15 protein-coding genes and 2 tRNA genes are annotated in these 17,543 nt (G+C 44.7%); 14 read left to right on the top strand and 3 right to left on the bottom strand.

The window, feature by feature from the left end:
* The first annotated feature begins 342 nt into the window (after positions 1-342).
* Positions 343-1,188, top strand: coding sequence for a magnesium transporter (locus R7190_RS16235; protein WP_005380062.1), 846 nt, complete (start codon positions 343-345; stop codon positions 1,186-1,188).
* On the opposite strand, the gene dacB is transcribed toward R7190_RS16235, so the two are convergent.
* Entirely contained in the window at positions 1,167-2,588 is a 1,422-nt protein-coding gene (gene dacB, locus R7190_RS16230) for a serine-type D-Ala-D-Ala carboxypeptidase (RefSeq protein ID WP_017820417.1), read from the bottom strand. The two genes, R7190_RS16235 and dacB, sit on opposite strands and share 22 nt — an antisense overlap.
* 186 nt (positions 2,589-2,774) lie before the next feature.
* Positions 2,775-3,797, bottom strand: a complete 1,023-nt coding sequence (locus R7190_RS16225; protein ID WP_005380064.1) for a porin — start codon at positions 3,795-3,797, stop codon at positions 2,775-2,777.
* A 545-nt stretch (positions 3,798-4,342) separates the two neighbouring features.
* Between R7190_RS16225 and greA the strand changes: the two genes are divergently transcribed.
* The gene (gene greA / locus R7190_RS16220; RefSeq protein WP_005380065.1) at positions 4,343-4,816 is read left to right on the top strand and encodes a transcription elongation factor GreA; all 474 of its coding nucleotides are present in this window, start codon (positions 4,343-4,345) and stop codon (positions 4,814-4,816) included.
* Between the two features lie 84 nt (positions 4,817-4,900).
* Here the strand turns inward: greA and yhbY are convergent, their stop codons facing one another.
* Positions 4,901-5,197: a ribosome assembly RNA-binding protein YhbY gene (gene yhbY, locus R7190_RS16215; RefSeq protein WP_005380066.1), complete on the bottom strand. Its 297-nt coding sequence runs from the start codon at positions 5,195-5,197 to the stop codon at positions 4,901-4,903.
* 138 nt (positions 5,198-5,335) lie between these two features.
* Between yhbY and rlmE the strand changes: the two genes are divergently transcribed.
* From rlmE to truB, 12 genes are all read left to right on the top strand, one after another.
* Positions 5,336-5,965, top strand: coding sequence for a 23S rRNA (uridine(2552)-2'-O)-methyltransferase RlmE (gene rlmE, locus R7190_RS16210; RefSeq protein WP_005388985.1), 630 nt, complete (start codon positions 5,336-5,338; stop codon positions 5,963-5,965).
* 108 nt (positions 5,966-6,073) lie between these two features.
* Positions 6,074-8,047 carry an ATP-dependent zinc metalloprotease FtsH gene (gene ftsH / locus R7190_RS16205; RefSeq protein WP_017635895.1) on the top strand — a complete coding sequence of 658 codons (1,974 nt, stop codon included), beginning with the start codon at positions 6,074-6,076 and terminating at the stop codon, positions 8,045-8,047.
* Between the two features lie 52 nt (positions 8,048-8,099).
* Complete coding sequence (gene folP, locus R7190_RS16200) at positions 8,100-8,930, top strand: dihydropteroate synthase (protein WP_017820419.1); 831 nt, start codon at positions 8,100-8,102, stop codon at positions 8,928-8,930.
* Between the two features lie 19 nt (positions 8,931-8,949).
* Positions 8,950-10,290, top strand: a complete 1,341-nt coding sequence (glmM, locus tag R7190_RS16195) for a phosphoglucosamine mutase (RefSeq protein WP_005388992.1) — start codon at positions 8,950-8,952, stop codon at positions 10,288-10,290.
* A gap of 220 nt (positions 10,291-10,510) precedes the next feature.
* Complete coding sequence (gene secG / locus R7190_RS16190) at positions 10,511-10,849, top strand: preprotein translocase subunit SecG (RefSeq protein WP_005380080.1); 339 nt, start codon at positions 10,511-10,513, stop codon at positions 10,847-10,849.
* A 16-nt stretch (positions 10,850-10,865) separates the two neighbouring features.
* Positions 10,866-10,949: transfer RNA gene (locus R7190_RS16185), tRNA-Leu, on the top strand.
* 56 nt (positions 10,950-11,005) lie between these two features.
* Positions 11,006-11,082: transfer RNA gene (locus tag R7190_RS16180), tRNA-Met, on the top strand.
* Positions 11,083-11,307: 225 nt separating this feature from the next.
* Entirely contained in the window at positions 11,308-11,763 is a 456-nt protein-coding gene (rimP, locus tag R7190_RS16175) for a ribosome maturation factor RimP (RefSeq protein ID WP_005386424.1), read from the top strand.
* Positions 11,764-11,799: 36 nt separating this feature from the next.
* Positions 11,800-13,287, top strand: a complete 1,488-nt coding sequence (gene nusA / locus R7190_RS16170; RefSeq protein WP_005380084.1) for a transcription termination factor NusA — start codon at positions 11,800-11,802, stop codon at positions 13,285-13,287.
* Positions 13,288-13,309: 22 nt separating this feature from the next.
* Positions 13,310-16,021, top strand: a complete 2,712-nt coding sequence (gene infB, locus R7190_RS16165) for a translation initiation factor IF-2 (RefSeq protein ID WP_005380086.1) — start codon at positions 13,310-13,312, stop codon at positions 16,019-16,021.
* Positions 16,022-16,135: 114 nt separating this feature from the next.
* Positions 16,136-16,531: a 30S ribosome-binding factor RbfA gene (gene rbfA, locus R7190_RS16160; protein WP_005380087.1), complete on the top strand. Its 396-nt coding sequence runs from the start codon at positions 16,136-16,138 to the stop codon at positions 16,529-16,531.
* Positions 16,531-17,484 carry a tRNA pseudouridine(55) synthase TruB gene (gene truB, locus R7190_RS16155; RefSeq protein ID WP_005380088.1) on the top strand — a complete coding sequence of 318 codons (954 nt, stop codon included), beginning with the start codon at positions 16,531-16,533 and terminating at the stop codon, positions 17,482-17,484. Before rbfA ends, truB begins: the two co-directional genes overlap by 1 nt.
* Positions 17,485-17,543: the final 59 nt, after the last annotated feature.

Below are 17,543 nucleotides of genomic sequence, written 5' to 3'. Positions count from 1 at the left end.
ACTTCCATACCTGATGAACTTTGCTACTATACTAGCGCTGCCAATAATGGCAGCGCTATTGGAGATTTACATGAACAATACCGACCATCCTCCCAGTCGTTGGGTGAGTAAGATTAAGGGAGCGAAATAGCCCGCTTCGGTATTGGCGATCTCCGCCTTACCTAAGTGGTGAGGCATCTTTTCTAATTTTCTTCTCGTTATTTCCTTCATACATTCTGAATAGACAGTGCATTCGCATTGGTTTTCTCTGTGCATCTTATTTGTTGTCTGACTTTTAGCGTGCAAGAGTGGCTTTTCATGCTTTGTCGATGGTCGTTACCAATGCCAATCGGGAGATTCGCCATGACGGTAATGAACAACACTTTTATTGAAACAACACCAAACTTTTCTGAAGTAGAAATTGGTGCTGCTCGCAATGCATTCTTGCAGTACGAGCAAGAGCAACAAGTCCATTTGCTTACGGTTATGCCGATTGATGAGGCTGTAGGTATTTTACAGCATTGCTCTGTCGGCTATGTGAATAGTCTTATTGCTCAACTTGAGCAAGCAGGTCATGACAAACGCGCACGTCATTATGCTCACCAACTGGGTCTGCATATGTCTGAAGTTGATACACCCGATGGTTATTTATCAACTAGTGTTTTAGGGCATGTAAAACAGCGTATTGGATGGATCATTGCGCTGGCTCTTTTAGGGATAGTGTCAGGCTTGATCATCGCTCAGTATGAGGACACCCTTAGTCAGCTTGTTTTACTTGCAGTGTACATGCCAGTGATTGCAGCTGCTGGTGGTAACACAGGAACACAAGCAGCAACTTTGGTGATTCGTGCTCTTGCTACTGGAGAGTTAAAAAAACGCCAATGGTTAGAAGTTTTGTGGAAAGAGAGCCGAGTCGCTCTATTTATTGCGCTAGCGATCGCTATCGTGATGATTGGACGCATTATGTTATTTAGTGCAGGACAATCAACAGGAGGCTTTGAACTAACCGATATCGCACTGGCAATAGCAGTTGCGCTGTTCATTCAAGTCACCATTTCTACAACATTGGGCGGGCTGTTGCCAATTATTGCACGAGCTTGCAAGTTGGACCCAGCCGTATTGGTGAGTCCAGTTCTTGCGTCTATCGTCGATATTTCAGGAATGTGGATTTACTTTAACGTGGTGAACTATTTCTTAGGTATTGCCTGACTAAAGTTCACAATGTCATTGTAAAAAAGCTGCTCAAAATGTGTAATCGGGGCGATGACAGGTGTGTTGTCGTCCCGTTTTTCTGGGAAGTAGTCTGAAACAAACTGAACAAAAATGGTGTTAGGTTGACCATTTTTATCCAAGCCATATCCAGCCATATTGTAAGTCCCGTAGATAGAGCCACTTTTCGCGATCAGCTGTCCTTTAATTGGAAGTTTTCGCATACTTTGTCGGTACTTTAATGTGCCGGATTCACCTGATTTCGGCATGATGGCAATCAATTTGAGTTCGTTTTCATGCTTCCAAATATAGCGCAGCATTTCAGCCATCTTGGTCGCGGAGATCCGGTTATTTCGCGAAAGTCCTGAGCCGTCTTCTAGGCGCGCATTACGAATATCAATACCAGTGTTGGCGAAAATGATCTGCTTGATCGCTTCTGTACCGTTAGTAAAACTGCCTGGCTGAACGAAAAATTTAGCACCAAGTGTTTTGGTTAATGTGTCGGCAATCAAGTTGTCAGAGTTTTTGAGCATATCTTCAAGAATGTCTGGTAAGGCCTTTGATTGATGCATTGCGATGAGCTTTCGCTGCTTTTCTGGCGCCGTACCGACCCTAATCTTTCCTGATACCCCAATGTTGAGCTCCTTGAGCAAAGTCGCCAACCTTTGACTGGTGTAACGCTCAGGGTCTTGAACCGCAAATTTCAGTGGCAATGGTTTGTCTCTTTCAACCAAGCACCCTGTTAGCTTGTAGTTGTTATCGGGATTTGCAACTAAACCTAAGTCACAATGACGACTTTTCTTAATGGTTTTAGAAACTGTTTCTACGGTACTTGTGACACGAATAGGTTGATGCTCTGGTACGTAGACCCGCGTTCCACCATCTTTTTGTGTATAGATAGAGGCTTGTACACAGTTGTTATTGAGTGTGATGGTCGATGCCGGAGCGCTGTAGCAAACTCCCAAGATATCCCACGGCCAGCCCACCGCACGGTTATAACCAGTGAATGCGCTGTTATCGAGCCATAGGTCACCGTTAATCCGTTTTAAGCCATTTTTCTTAGCTAGAGTGAGAAGTGATTTTAAGTCGTTGGTTTGGAGTGTTGGGTCGCCGACAAAGTAAATCACTGCATCTGAGTTCGACGTTTCCAGCTTGGTTCGAAACCGGAAATTATCACCCAGTTCTAGCTTTGCGGCTAATGCGGTGACGATTTTTAATGTACTCGCTGGTGGGAACAGTTGTTCGGTAGGATGAACACCGTCAAGCTCAGCATTTTCACTGAGTTTTTCCGCAACTAAACTGATGCGGGCGCCTTCAGGCAACACCTCTTGATGAGGGTACGCTTGTGAAAAAGCAGAAAGTAATGAAGAGAATATGAGTAAGGGCCAACGTAAACGCATAATGATACTTTCTAAGGTGAGTTATGTGATTGAGTATACGCAAGTCCTTTCAATATGCTAGGTAACTAAATAAATGCTTCAAATGTCTTCATGAATGAGACACGAGAGAAAGGCGCGCTGCTTAAAATGAAGTATAAAAAATGCCCGCTTAAAGCGGGCATTCGATATTCTAGTCAAAGACCGGAATTAGAAGTCGTAACGTAGACCTAGAGCTAGCTCGTCTTCAGCATCGATCTTAGTTGCAACTGTTTTGCTAGTGTCAGTTGAACCAAACTTGTCACCTGCATCAATCAGGTTGAAGTTGTAAGAAATGTAACCACGGAAGTTAGGCTTGAAGTAGTAAGAAGCATCAACAGCGAAGTTGTTTGCAGAAGTTTCGTTGTTAGTTTCTGCATTGTTGTATGATGTTGTAAATACTGTTTGGCCTAGAGTGTAAGCACCCGCTAGCTCGTAACCAGTGTAATCAACTGTGTTACTGTTGTTTGAATCTTCCATTTTCTCGCCGTCAGTGAATACACCAGCGAAGTAAAGATCAGACATTGTGTAAGATGCAGCTAGCATGTACTCGTTAGCTTTGTCTTGATCTGCGTAACCAGCACCTAGCTCAAGACCAGTGTCAGCTAGAGCGTAGATTGCAGATAGAGAGTAACCGTCTTGTTTGTTGTCGTAGTACTCACCAGTGTTTTTGTTTTCCATACGATCAGCGAAGCGGTAGCTTGCTTTTACGCTTAGGTTTTCAAACTGGCCTTTGTAAGCCATCATGTTGTCTGTACGGTCTGATACAGCTAGTTTGTCTGCTGCAGAGTTACCGTGGTAAGCCATGATATCTGTGAAGTCAGTGATAACGCCTAGTGCACCTTCAGTTTTACCGTATGCGAACTCACCGTAAGCACCGCCAAGACCAGCGTAAGCAAGACGAGTTTCTAGATCGCTCTTGTCGTCGCCGTCTACAGTACCGTTTTGAGCAGTCTCAAATTCACCTTCCCAGAAACCAACACCGTATAGGTTGTCATTGATTTCTTGTTTACCAAGGAAGTTTAGACGGATGCGAGATTTGTCTTGAGCGTCGCCATCTTTCATAGATAGACGTGCTTCAGCACGGCCGCCCATTTCTAGAGAAGTACCGTCTTGGTTGTAAAGTTCAGCTGCGTTTACGCCAGTTGCCATAGCTGCTGCAGATACAGAAAGAGCAATTAGAGTCTTTTTCATCTTATTTGTCCTAGTTAGCTGTCCATAATCATTGTTGTATGGGGGAGAGGTGATCTCTCACAAGTTGTTGGTCCAAAATTGGCTAATTGAGCGATATAGTTCGCACTTGTAAGCCATTGATCTAACAACTCGCTGGACATGTTTTACTGCTAAAGTTTCCGTATGAGTTAGTAAAATGATATAAATCCCACTGATGAACACTGTTCAATTGTGCGTTGTTTTTATTTAAGTTACTGTTTTTGATTGAAATTATTGGCAATGACATTGGCCTGACATTGATTAGTTTTTATCTTTTTTGAGGTTTTTGGTGTAATGAACAGTGTTGTTTTTCAATAAATTGAGAAGGTGATTCGCCCTAGAACCGCTCTAAAAGTGAGTTATATCATTATGCCGAAAAGGCATAGTCTTGCTGTCTTTCGAATTAAGATGATTTCGTCCGGGAGTTTGTTTACACTAAACGAAATACATCTTTAAGCGCACTACCCAGTCCTATGACAGGGTGGGCTTTTTTTGTCCAAAGACCCATTTGGGCTTGAGGTTATAAAATGGAAAAAGTTCCAATGACACTACGTGGCGAGCAAAAGCTACGTGCAGAACTCGATCGTCTACTTAAACTACGTCCTCAGATCTCAGAGGCAATTGCTGAAGCTCGTGAGCTAGGTGATTTAAAAGAGAATGCTGAATATCACGCCGCTCGTGAAGAGCAGGGCATTTGTGAAGCACAAATCCGTGACATTGAATACAAACTGTCAGTTGCTCAAGTTATTGATGTAACGAAGATGGAGAACACGGGTAAAGTTATTTTTGGTTCAACCGTAACCTTGATTGATATCGACACCGAAGAAGAAAAAACGTACCAAATCGTTGGTGATGACGAAGCCGATATCAAAGCAGGTCGCATTTCAGTGAGCTCACCTATTGCTCGTGGCCTGATTGGCAAGATGGAAGGCGATGAAGTTGCTATTCAAACTCCGGGTGGCGCGAAAGACTTCGAAATTGACCGAGTAGAATATATCTAGGTCGTTTGGAGTAGCATTACTGCCCTGATAAAACGCAAAAAGGTCGCCTCAGGCGACCTTTTTTCTTCAGCAACGTAAGTAGAGTTACTTACGAGGGATTTCGATTTTACGCTCTTCAGACTGGCGGTATAGCACTAGCACTTTACCAATAGTCTGAACTTTTTCAGCGCCCGTCTCACGTACGATAGCGTCGATGATTAGCTGTTTTGTTTCACGATCTTCCGAAGCAACTTTTACTTTGATAAGTTCGTGATGGTTAAGAGCGATTTCAATTTCTGCTAGCACGGCTTCTGTAAGTCCATTTGCGCCCATTAGCACAACAGGTTTTAAACTGTGAGCTAGGCCTTTAAGGTGCTGCTTTTGTTTGGTGCTTAGGTTCATTACGCGGCCAATTTTCTTTAAAATAAGGGTTGAAAAAAGCTATTTTAACGCCATCTATTGCTGAAGACTATAATTTATTGAGTAATAGGTAGCGCCTATTAAAACAATAGCTCCAATTTGTGCCTTGTTGGGATTAAAATGAGTAAACAAAAACATTCGGCTAGTTCTGGTCGTTGGTTGAAAGAACACTTTGATGATAAATACGCGAATGAAGCCCGAAAAAAAGGCTACCGCTCACGTGCTTATTTCAAGATCGATGAGATTCAAACGAAAGATAAATTGTTAAAGCCTGGAATGACAGTCGTCGACTTGGGGGCTGCGCCGGGCGGATGGTCTCAATATGCTGCTAAGATAGTAGGGGACAGTGGTCAGATCATCGCGTGTGACTTGCTTCCTATGGACCCGATTGCTGGCGTTAGCTTTTTACAAGGCGACTTTCGTGATGATGCAGTATTGGAAGCTTTGCTAGAAAGGATCCAACCTTCCATGGTAGACGTAGTAATGTCTGATATGGCGCCTAACATCGCGGGAAACAATTCTGTTGATCAACCTCGCGCTATGTATTTAGTTGAATTAGCTTTAGATATGTGTCGACAAGTTCTAGCGCCTAATGGTAGCTTTGTCGTAAAGGTTTTCCAAGGGGAAGGCTTCGATCAGTATGTGAAAGAAGTCCGAGACATGTTTAAAGCCGTAAAAATTAGAAAACCAGACTCATCGCGAGCTCGCTCTCGAGAGGTCTTCGTCGTAGCCACTGGTTACAAAGGTTAACCATTTTGCTCTCTTGAGAGCGTGTTAACACTATAGCTACAGTTAATGAACTGTAGTACCCTACCTTTAATTACAATTAGTTATCGAGAGGCTTACACCTTGAGTGACATGGCAAAAAATTTAATTCTGTGGCTTGTTATCGCCGTCGTATTGATGTCGGTATTCCAGAGCTTTGGCCCTGGAGAAAGCAATGGCAGAACCGTGGATTACACCACGTTTGTACAGGAAGTTGGCCAAGGCCAGATTCAAGAAGCAACTTTTAAAGACGGTGAAATTAGCTTTGTTCGTCGTGGCGGCGGTGCCAAAATGGTCACTTACATGCCAGTGTATGACCAAAAGCTTCTAGATGACCTAATTAACCAAAACGTGAAAGTACAAGGCACGCCTCCAGAAGAGCAAAGCTTGCTGGGTACTATCTTCATCTCTTGGTTCCCAATGATCTTACTAATTGGTGTATGGATTTTCTTCATGCGTCAAATGCAAGGCGGCGGTGGTAAAGGCGCCATGTCTTTTGGTAAGAGCAAAGCTCGAATGATGAGCGAAGAACAAATCAAGACAACTTTTGCTGACGTTGCAGGTTGTGACGAAGCAAAAGAAGACGTGAAAGAGCTGGTGGACTACCTACGCGATCCAAGCCGCTTCCAAAAGCTGGGCGGTAAGATTCCAACGGGTGTTCTAATGGTTGGTCCTCCTGGTACGGGTAAAACGCTTCTAGCGAAAGCCATTGCCGGTGAGGCGAAAGTACCATTCTTTACTATCTCTGGTTCTGATTTCGTAGAAATGTTCGTTGGTGTTGGTGCATCTCGTGTGCGTGACATGTTTGAACAAGCAAAGAAAGCCGCACCTTGTATCATCTTTATCGATGAGATCGATGCGGTAGGTCGTCAACGTGGCGCAGGTGTTGGTGGTGGTCATGATGAACGTGAACAAACACTAAACCAAATGCTCGTTGAGATGGATGGTTTCGAAGGTAACGAAGGTATTATCGTTATAGCTGCGACTAACCGTCCGGATGTGCTGGACCCTGCGTTACTGCGTCCTGGTCGTTTTGACCGCCAAGTAGTAGTTGGTCTTCCAGATGTACGTGGCCGTGAACAGATCCTAAAAGTTCACATGCGTAAGGTCCCTCTAGCGGGTGATGTAGAGCCTTCTCTCATCGCACGTGGTACACCAGGCTTCTCTGGTGCTGACCTAGCAAACTTAGTTAACGAAGCAGCCTTGTTTGCTGCGCGAGGTAACAAGCGCAACGTTTCTATGGTTGAGTTTGAACTGGCGAAAGACAAAATCATGATGGGTGCTGAGCGCCGTTCAATGGTGATGTCTGAGGAAGTGAAAGAGTCAACCGCATACCACGAAGCGGGTCACGCGATTGTTGGTCGCTTGGTTCCTGAACACGATCCAGTGTACAAAGTGTCTATCATTCCACGTGGTCGTGCGTTGGGTGTAACAATGTACCTTCCAGAGCAGGACCGCGTGAGTATGTCTCGCCAACACCTAGAATCAATGATTTCTAGCTTGTACGGTGGTCGTTTAGCAGAAGAACTTATCTACGGTGCTGACAAAGTATCAACCGGTGCTTCTAATGATATCGAGCGCGCAACAGATATTGCTCGTAAGATGGTTACTCAATGGGGTTTCTCTGAAAAGCTTGGCCCTCTGCTGTATGCAGAAGATGAAGGCGAAGTGTTCTTAGGGCGTAGTGTAACTCAGACTAAACATGTGTCTGACGATACAGCGAAGTTGATTGATGACGAAGTTCGTCAGATCATTGACCGCAACTACGATCGTGCGAAGAAGATTCTTCAAGAGAACATGGATATCATGCATGCGATGAAAGATGCGCTGATGAAGTATGAAACCATTGATGCTCGCCAGATTGATGACTTAATGGAGCGCAAAGCTGAAATTCGTGAGCCTGCGGGCTGGAGTGATAACTCAGCAAGCAAACCAGAAGACAGCGACAAGCCTCAAGCAAAGCAAGAAGTTAAAGAAGAAGCAACGGAGACTGCGAAAGATGCAGAACAGCCTAGCTCTTCTGAAACAACTTCTAACGAAGCGCCTGAAAAGAAAGACTCTGAATAAAGAGTATCGATAATATTAAACCCCGAGTTATCTCGGGGTTTTTGTGTTTATGATGATGATTACAGCAAATAACAAATCTTTGGACCTTTCGCGTCCACATGTCATGGCCATTCTAAATGTGACACCGGATTCTTTTTCGGATGGCGGTAAATACAACTCAATTGAACTTGCTCTTGCTCAAGTTGATAAAATGATAAAGGCTGGTGTAAGTATTGTTGATGTTGGTGGTGAATCAACAAGACCTGGTGCACCGGATGTGTCTTTGGAAGAAGAGCTTAGGCGTGTTGTCCCAGTAATCAAAGCCATTCGTGAAAAATATGATGTATGGATTTCCGTTGACACCAGTAAAGCAGAAGTGATGCGTCAAGCAATTGATGCTGGGGCTGATTTGATCAATGACATCCGCTCGCTGCAAGAGCCAGGTGCTCTGGAAGTCGCAGCAGAAGCAAACCTTCCAATTTGTCTGATGCATATGAAAGGTCAGCCTAGGACCATGCAAGTTGACCCTCATTATGATGATTTAATGGGGGACGTGTCGGCTTTTCTAGAAGAACGTATCGCGGCGTGTGAAGCAGCAGGGATTGATAAATCTCAACTGATTCTCGATCCTGGGTTTGGCTTTGGCAAAACAATCGAACACAATTATCATATGCTTGCTCATCTTGAAAAGTTTCATGAATTCGGCCTGCCTATTTTGGCTGGCATGTCTCGTAAATCCATGATCTTCAAACTGTTAGACAAGCCAGCGGCAGAGTGTACGAACGCAAGTGTCGTTTGTGCTACGATTGCCGCGATGAAAGGCGCGCAGATCATTCGCGTGCATGACTTTGAAGAGACAATCGAAGCGATGAAAGTTGTTGAGATGACGAAAAACAATATTTAAAAATAATAAAGGAAAGTTTATGTCGAATGAAAGACGTTACTTTGGTACTGACGGTGTGCGCGGTAAAGTAGGACAATACCCAATCACTCCAGACTTCGTACTTAAGCTTGGCTGGGCTGCTGGTCGTGTACTAGCGAAACAAGGCACAAAGAAAGTTATCATAGGTAAAGATACACGTATTTCAGGTTATATGCTTGAATCTGCACTAGAGGCTGGCCTTGCAGCTGCGGGACTTAAAGCAACATTTACTGGTCCCATGCCAACTCCAGCTGTGGCATATTTAACTCAGACTTTCCGTGCCGAGGCTGGTATTGTGATTTCTGCATCACATAACCCATATTACGACAACGGCATTAAATTCTTTTCTTCTGAGGGTACTAAGCTACCTGACGATATCGAATTGGCGATCGAAGCTGAGTTAGATAAAGAAATTGAATGTGTGGAGTCTGCTGAGCTTGGTAAAGCAACCCGCCTAAATGATGCAGCTGGTCGTTACATCGAATTCTGTAAGAGTACTTTCCCATCTGAGTTGAGCCTTGCGAACTTTAAGATCGTAGTAGACTGTGCGCACGGTGCAACGTACCACATCGCTCCAAATGTTTTCAAAGAACTTGGGGCAGAAGTTATCGCTATGGGCGTAGAGCCTAACGGCATCAACATTAATGAAAAAGTGGGCGCAACAGACGTACGAGCTCTTCAACAGCGTGTTGTTGAAGAGCAAGCGCATCTTGGTCTCGCATTTGATGGTGATGGTGACCGCATCATTATGGTCGACCACCTAGGTAACAAAGTTGATGGTGACCAAATTGCTTATATCATCGCTCGTGATGCACTTCGTCGTGGTGAGCTAAAGGGTGGTGTTGTTGGTACACTAATGACTAACTTGGGTATGGAAAATGGTTTAAAGCAGCTAGGCATTCCGTTTGTACGTGCTGCTGTTGGTGACCGTTATGTCATGGAGCAACTGCTAGAAAAAGGTTGGAAAATTGGTGCTGAAAACTCAGGCCATGTGATCTTATTAGATAAAGTCACAACCGGCGATGCGATTGTTGCTGCACTTCAAGTACTTGCTTCTGTAATTGGCAGCGATATGTCTTTATATGAACTATCGCAAGGAATGACATTATATCCTCAGGTTTTAGAAAATGTCCGTTTCTCAGGAGAAAGTAACCCTCTTGAAGCTACAGCTGTATTAAACGCTGTCGCTGAAGTAGAGGCGACACTTGGTGATAAAGGGCGTGTACTGCTGCGTAAGTCTGGCACTGAGCCTTTGATCCGCGTTATGGTGGAAGGCGAAGATGGTGAACTAGTTCAACACTCAGCATTGAAAATCGCTGAGGCTGTTAAAGCAAGTTGTTAATCATTGCGTTAAAGCATGTCTTGAATGAAAAGGGCATCTTTTGCCCTTTTTTTGAGCGCTTAACGCATTGGCATTGATTTTTTACTAATTTTCCCTTGTCAGCGTTACTGGCTTTCGCTAGTATTGCTCCGCCTCCCGTTAGGAGGTCGCTAGCCTTGTTCATAATGATTTATTCTTTTGAACGGCGCTGGCTCAACAATTTGGAACATAGGTGGAAAAAATGTTTTCAGTTCTACTTGTGATTTACCTGTTGGCAGCGCTTGGTGTGATTGGCCTTGTGTTGATTCAACAAGGTAAAGGCGCAGATATGGGAGCCTCGTTCGGTGCTGGTGCTTCAAACACAGTGTTTGGTGCTGGCGGCTCAGGTAATTTCTTAACCCGAACAACTGCTATTTTAGCAACCGTATTCTTTATCGTTAGCTTGTTACTTGGTCGTATGTCTACGCACCAGACTGAATCACAATGGGTAGACCCAACGTTAGGTCAACCAGTTGTTGAACAAGTTAAGGATGCAGCGAGTGAAGTTCCTGCCCCTGCGGGTGATGAAATTCCTCAATAAGCTGTAAGGTTTTGATGCCGAGATGGTGAAATTGGTAGACACGCTAGCATGAGGTGCTAGTGCCTTAGGTGTGAGGGTTCGAGTCCCTCTCTCGGCACCATGTATTTACAAACTTGTAAATCACTTGTTTGCGAGTATAATGCTCAGCAAGTCGGACGCGGGGTGGAGCAGCTTGGTAGCTCGTCGGGCTCATAACCCGAAGGTCGTCGGTTCAAATCCGGCCCCCGCAACCAATCTCTTTCTTTAAAAGGAAATCGTAGATTGGCAAGTTTGCGTAGTGCTAACCACACTACGAGTTAAGAAAAGCAATTGTTGGCTATTCTTAACGTATCAGGGTCCAGCAGCATAAAACCCCGACTATCGGGGTTTTTTGTTATCTGAGCTTTTTGAAATAGCTCAGATACTGCTTGGTTTTTTGATTGGGCTCTGAGCCCTTTTTTTGTTTCTGGAGTGGTTAAATGACTGGTTTAGAAAGACAACTTACTGAAATGCTTGACGCGCCAGTAGCGGCATCAGGTTATGAGTTAGTTGGATTAGAATTCATTCGTGCAGGCGCGCACTCAACGTTACGTATCTACATTGACCATGAAAATGGTATTAACGTAGACGACTGTGCAGAAGTTAGCCACCAAGTTAGTGCAGTTTTAGACGTTGAAGATCCAATTTCTGTTGCTTACAGCCTAGAAGTGTCTTCTCCAGGTTTAGAAAGACCACTTTTTAAAGCAGCACATTACGAGCAATTTATTGGTCACGAGGTCAGCATCGTATTGAAAATGGCTGTAGCAAACCGTCGTAAGTGGAAAGGTATTATCCACGGTGTTGATGGCGAAACAGTGACAATTACTGTAGACGGTCAGCAAGAAGAGTTTGCTCTAAGTAACATTTCCAAAGCTAACCTGATCCCTAAATTTTAGTTCCCTAAAAAAGTTTAAGCTTAGAGGCTAAATATAATGAGTAAAGAAATTTTAGCGGTAGCAGAAGCGGTATCGAACGAAAAAGCGGTACCTCGTGAGCGTATCTTTGAGGCTCTTGAGATTGCTCTAGCAACTTCTACAAAGAAAAAATACGAAATCGAAATCGACGTACGTGTTGCCATTGACCGTAAAACCGGTGAGTTTGTCACTTACCGCCGTTGGTTAGTTGTTGATGACGTTGAGAACCCTACAAAAGAGATCTCACTAGAAGCAGCGCAATACGAAGATGACTCAATCGAGCTTGGCGACTACGTAGAAGACGAAATCGAATCAGTAACGTTTGACCGTATTACGACTCAAACTGCTAAGCAAGTTATCGTTCAAAAAGTTCGTGAAGCTGAGCGCGCACAAATCGTTGAACAGTTCATCGACAATGAAGGTGATCTAATCACTGGTGTCGTGAAAAAAGTAAACCGTGACACAATCGTGCTTGATCTTGGTAATAACGCTGAAGCGGTAATCCTGCGTGATGACCAACTTCCTCGTGAAAACTTCCGTCCAGGCGACCGCGTACGTGGCCTTCTTTACAAAGTCGCGCCTGAAGCACGTGGTTTCCAATTGTTCATCACTCGTTCTAAGCCAGAAATGTTGGCAGAACTGTTCCGTGTTGAAGTGCCTGAAATCGCAGAAGATATTATCGAGCTTAAAGGCGCAGCACGTGATCCTGGTTCTCGCGCTAAGATCGCTGTCAAAACAAATGACAAACGTATCGACCCTGTAGGTGCGTGTGTTGGTATGCGTGGTGCACGTGTACAAGCTGTTTCTGGCGAACTTGGTGGTGAGCGTATCGATATCGTTCTTTGGGATGATAACCCAGCTCAATTCGTTATCAACGCAATGGCGCCAGCTGATGTTGCTTCTATCATCGTTGATGAGGATGCACACTCAATGGACATCGCAGTTGAAGCTGACAACCTAGCGCAAGCTATCGGTCGTAACGGTCAAAACGTGCGTCTAGCATCTCAACTAACAGGTTGGGAACTGAATGTTATGACAGTTGCTGATCTTCAGAAGAAACACGCTGAAGAATCACAAGCATCTATTGAAAACTTCATGAAGTACCTAGATATTGAAGAAGACTTCGCTCAACTTCTTGTTGAAGAAGGTTTCTCAACGCTAGAAGAAATCGCATACGTGCCAGTTAACGAGCTACTAGAAATCGATGGTTTGAATGAAGAACTAATCGAAGAGCTTCGTGGACGTGCAAAAGATGCACTAACGACGATCGCACTAGCACAAGAAGAGTCTTTTGAAGGTCTAGAACCAGCTGAGGACCTACTTGCACTTGAAGGTCTTGAGCGTGAGATGGCATTTAAATTGGCAGCGAAAGGTGTAGCGACACTGGAAGATCTTGCTGACCAAGGTATTGACGATTTAGAAGGTATCGAAGGCCTGACCGAAGAACGTGCAGGTGAGCTAATTATGGCCGCACGTAACATCTGTTGGTTCGGCGAAGAAGCATAATTTTCGGCAAGGAGGAAGCGGCATGACACAATTAACAGTTAAAGCACTGAGTGATGAGATTGGTACGCCAGTCGACCGCTTGATTGAACAACTTGCTGACGCTGGCATTAAAAAGGCGAGCTCTGACAATGTTACTGATGAAGAGAAGCAGAAGCTTCTCTCTCATTTAAAGAAAGAACACGGTGATAAATCAGGTGATTCAGAGCCGACTCGCCTTACGCTTCAGCGTAAAACTCGTAGTACACTTAGTGTGAACGCGGGTGGTGGTAAGAGTAAGAATGTTCAGGTTGAGGTGCGCAAAAAACGTACATACGTGAAGCGCAGCACAATTGAAGATGAAGCGAAACGTGAAGCTGAAGAAGCAGCACAACGTGAAGCAGAAGAAGCAGCAAAACGTGCAGCAGAAGAAGCTGCAAAACGTGAAGCTGAAGAAGCTGCGAAACGTGAAGCTGAAGAAGCTGCAAAACGTGAAGCGGAAGAAAAAGCGAAACGTGAAGCTGAAGAAAAAGCGAAGCGAGACGTAGATACGAATGCACAACGTAATGCTGAAGAAAAAGCAAAGCGTGATGCTGAAGAGAAAATTAAGCAAGAAGCAGCGCGAAAAGAGGCCGACGAGCTTAAACGTCGTCAGGAAGAAGAAGCTAAGCGTAAGGCTGAAGAGGAAAGTCAGCGCAAGCTTGAAGAAGCTCGCGAATTGGCTGAAAAGAATAAAGAGCGTTGGTCTGCTGCAGAAGAGAAAAAGGGTGATATGGAAGATACAGATTACCATGTAACGACTTCACAATACGCACGTGAAGCCGAAGATGAAGCAGATCGCAAAGTAGAAGGCGGTCGTCGTAAGAAGAAAAAAGCAGCTTCGGGTAAAGACGACCAAGCTCGCGGTGGCCGTAACAACCAACGTGGCGGTAGAGGTCGTAAGGGCAAACTTGCTAAGCCGACTTCAATGCAGCACGGGTTTGATAAGTCAGCAACGGTTGCTAAGCAAGACGTTGTAATTGGCGAAACGATCGTTCTATCAGAACTTGCTAACAAGATGTCGGTTAAAGCGACAGAAGTTATCAAAGTAATGATGAAGATGGGCGCTATGGCGACTATCAACCAAGTGATCGACCAAGAAACAGCACAACTTGTTGCTGAAGAAATGGGCCATAAAGTAGTTCTTCGTAAAGAGAACGAACTGGAAGAAGCGGTACTATCTGACCGTGACACTAACGCGGAAGCAGTTCCACGTGCTCCAGTTGTTACTATCATGGGTCACGTTGACCACGGTAAAACGTCAACACTTGACTACATCCGTCGCACACACGTTGCTTCTGGCGAAGCGGGTGGTATTACTCAGCACATTGGTGCGTACCACGTTGAAACAGACAACGGCATGATCACGTTCCTTGATACTCCTGGACACGCAGCGTTTACTGCAATGCGTGCTCGTGGTGCTCAAGCGACAGATATCGTTGTTCTTGTAGTTGCAGCAGACGATGGTGTAATGCCACAAACAGTAGAAGCGATTCAGCACGCGAAAGCGGCAGGCGTTCCTCTAATTGTTGCTGTGAACAAGATCGATAAAGAAGACGCGAACCCAGATAACGTTAAGAACGAGCTTGCTCAATACGACGTTATTCCTGAAGAGTGGGGCGGTGAGAACATGTTCGTTCACATCTCTGCTAAACAGGGTACAAACATCGATGGTCTTCTAGAAGCTATCCTTCTTCAGTCTGAAGTTCTTGAACTTACAGCTGTAGCTGAAGGCATGGCATCTGGTGTTGTTGTTGAATCTCGCCTAGATAAAGGTCGTGGTCCAGTTGCAACAGTACTTGTTCAATCAGGTACACTAAACAAAGGCGACATCGTTCTTTGTGGTCAAGAATACGGCCGTGTTCGTGCAATGCGTGATGAGCTAGGTAAAGAAATTACTTCGGCTGGCCCATCTATCCCTGTAGAGATCCTAGGTCTTTCAGGTGTACCATCTTCAGGTGATGAAGCAACAGTAGTTCGTGACGAGCGTAAAGCGCGTGAAGTAGCTAACTACCGTGCTGGTAAGTTCCGTGAAGTGAAACTTGCTCGTCAGCAGAAATCTAAACTAGAGAACATGTTCTCTAACATGACTGCTGGTGAAGTTGCTGAACTTAACGTTGTACTTAAAGCAGACGTTCAAGGTTCTGTAGAAGCAATCGCAGACTCACTAGTTAAGCTATCTACTGACGAAGTTAAAGTGAACATCGTTGGTTCTGGTGTAGGTGGTATTACGGAAACTGACGTAGTACTAGCGGAAGCTTCAAACGCAATCATCCTTGGCTTTAACGTTCGTGCAGATGCTTCTGCTCGCCGTGCTGTTGAAGCCGCAGCTGTTGACTTACGTTACTACTCAATCATTTACCAATTGATTGATGAAGTGAAACAAGCAATGGGCGGTATGCTTGCTCCAGAATTCAAGCAAGAGATCATTGGTCTTGCTGAAGTTCGTGACGTGTTTAAGTCACCGAAACTGGGCGCTATCGCTGGTTGTATGGTTACAGAAGGTGTGATCAAGCGTAACAACCCAATCCGTGTACTACGTGATAACGTTGTTATTTACGAAGGTGAACTAGAGTCACTACGTCGTTTCAAAGATGACGTTCAAGAAGTTAAGAATGGCTACGAATGTGGTATCGGCGTTAAGAACTACAATGATGTTCGCGTTGGTGACCAAATCGAAGTCTTCGAAATCGTTGAAATTAAACGTACTCTAGACTAATTGACTAAAATTACTAATATTGTCTTTGAAAGATAAGTAGTAATTGGTTGTTGAATACACCATGGGGGGCTGGCTTTGACCAACCCCCCATTCTTTCTATATAAGAGTAAAGATATGTCAAAAGAATTTAGCCGCACGCAGCGCGTTGCACAGCAGCTGCAAAAAGAACTAGCGATGATCCTTCAACGTGAAGTTCGTGACTCTCGCCTTGGCATGGTGACGATCTCAGACGTAGAAGTCTCTCGTGACCTAGCTTACGCAAAAGTATTTGTGACCTTCCTGTGTGTGGGTGAGCAAACACCAGAATCATGTCTAGCAGCGCTACGTGAGCACGAAGTGCACATTCGCATGATGTTAGGTAAGCGTATTCGTCTACGTTTAACGCCAGAAATCCGCTTCCACTATGACAATACGCTTGTTGAAGGTATGCGTATGTCTAACCTAGTGTCTGAAGTCGTTAGTTCAGACAAACAAAAGCAAAAAGATTCTGGTCGTGAGGACGAAGAATAATGGCTCGTCGTCGTAAAGGTCGTCCAATTAATGGCGTTATACTGTTGGACAAACCAACAGGTATCTCTTCCAATGATGCACTGCAAAAAGTAAAGCGAATCTACTTTGCCGAGAAAGCAGGCCACACTGGAGCCTTGGACCCATTAGCGACAGGCATGCTGCCAATTTGCTTGGGTGAAGCGACAAAATTTTCTCAGTTTCTTCTTGATTCTGATAAACGCTACCGCGTGATCGCAAAGCTGGGTGAACGTACCAATACGTCTGACTCGGATGGTGAAGTTGTAGAGACGCGTCCAGTCGATGTTACGTTAGACAAGCTAGAAGCGTGCATCGATCAGTTCCGTGGTGAATCTGATCAAGTGCCTTCCATGTTCTCTGCGTTGAAGTATCAAGGTAAACCCTTGTATGAATACGCTCGTAAAGGCATCGAAGTTCCGCGTGAATCTCGTAAGATCACGGTATATGAGATTGTTCTTCACCGTTTTGAAGGCGATGAAGTAGAGATGGAAGTGCACTGCTCTAAAGGTACCTATATTCGTACTATCGTTGATGATCTGGGCGAAATGTTAGGTTGTGGTGCGCACGTAACTATGCTTCGTCGTACTGGTGTTGCTAAATACCCTTACGAGAATATGGTAACACTTGAGCAACTAAATGAGTTGCTAGAGCAAGCTCACCGCGAGGAACGAGCGCCTCGAGAACTACTGGACCCACTGCTTTTGCCAATGGATACAGCGGTAGAAGACTTACCAGAAGTCAACTTGGTGCCTGAACTGGCGAATATGGTCCAACATGGGCAGCCCGTTCAAGTATTTGGTGCTCCGACTGAGGGCTCACTTCGCCTTACTATGGGTGAAGAACGCTTGTTTATTGGCGTTGGCGAAATGAACGAAGATGGCAAAATCGCTCCTAAGCGATTGGTCGTGTTCCGAGATGACGTTGCATCCAAGTAAATGATTGAAAATACCGACCTGAGTGTCGGTATTTTTATATTGCACGAGATAGGAAATTT

Source organism: Vibrio sp. 1078-1 (genome assembly GCF_033340475.1).
The sequence above is the reverse complement of the archived record's forward strand: the minus strand, read 5'-3'. Positions and strand labels throughout refer to the sequence as shown.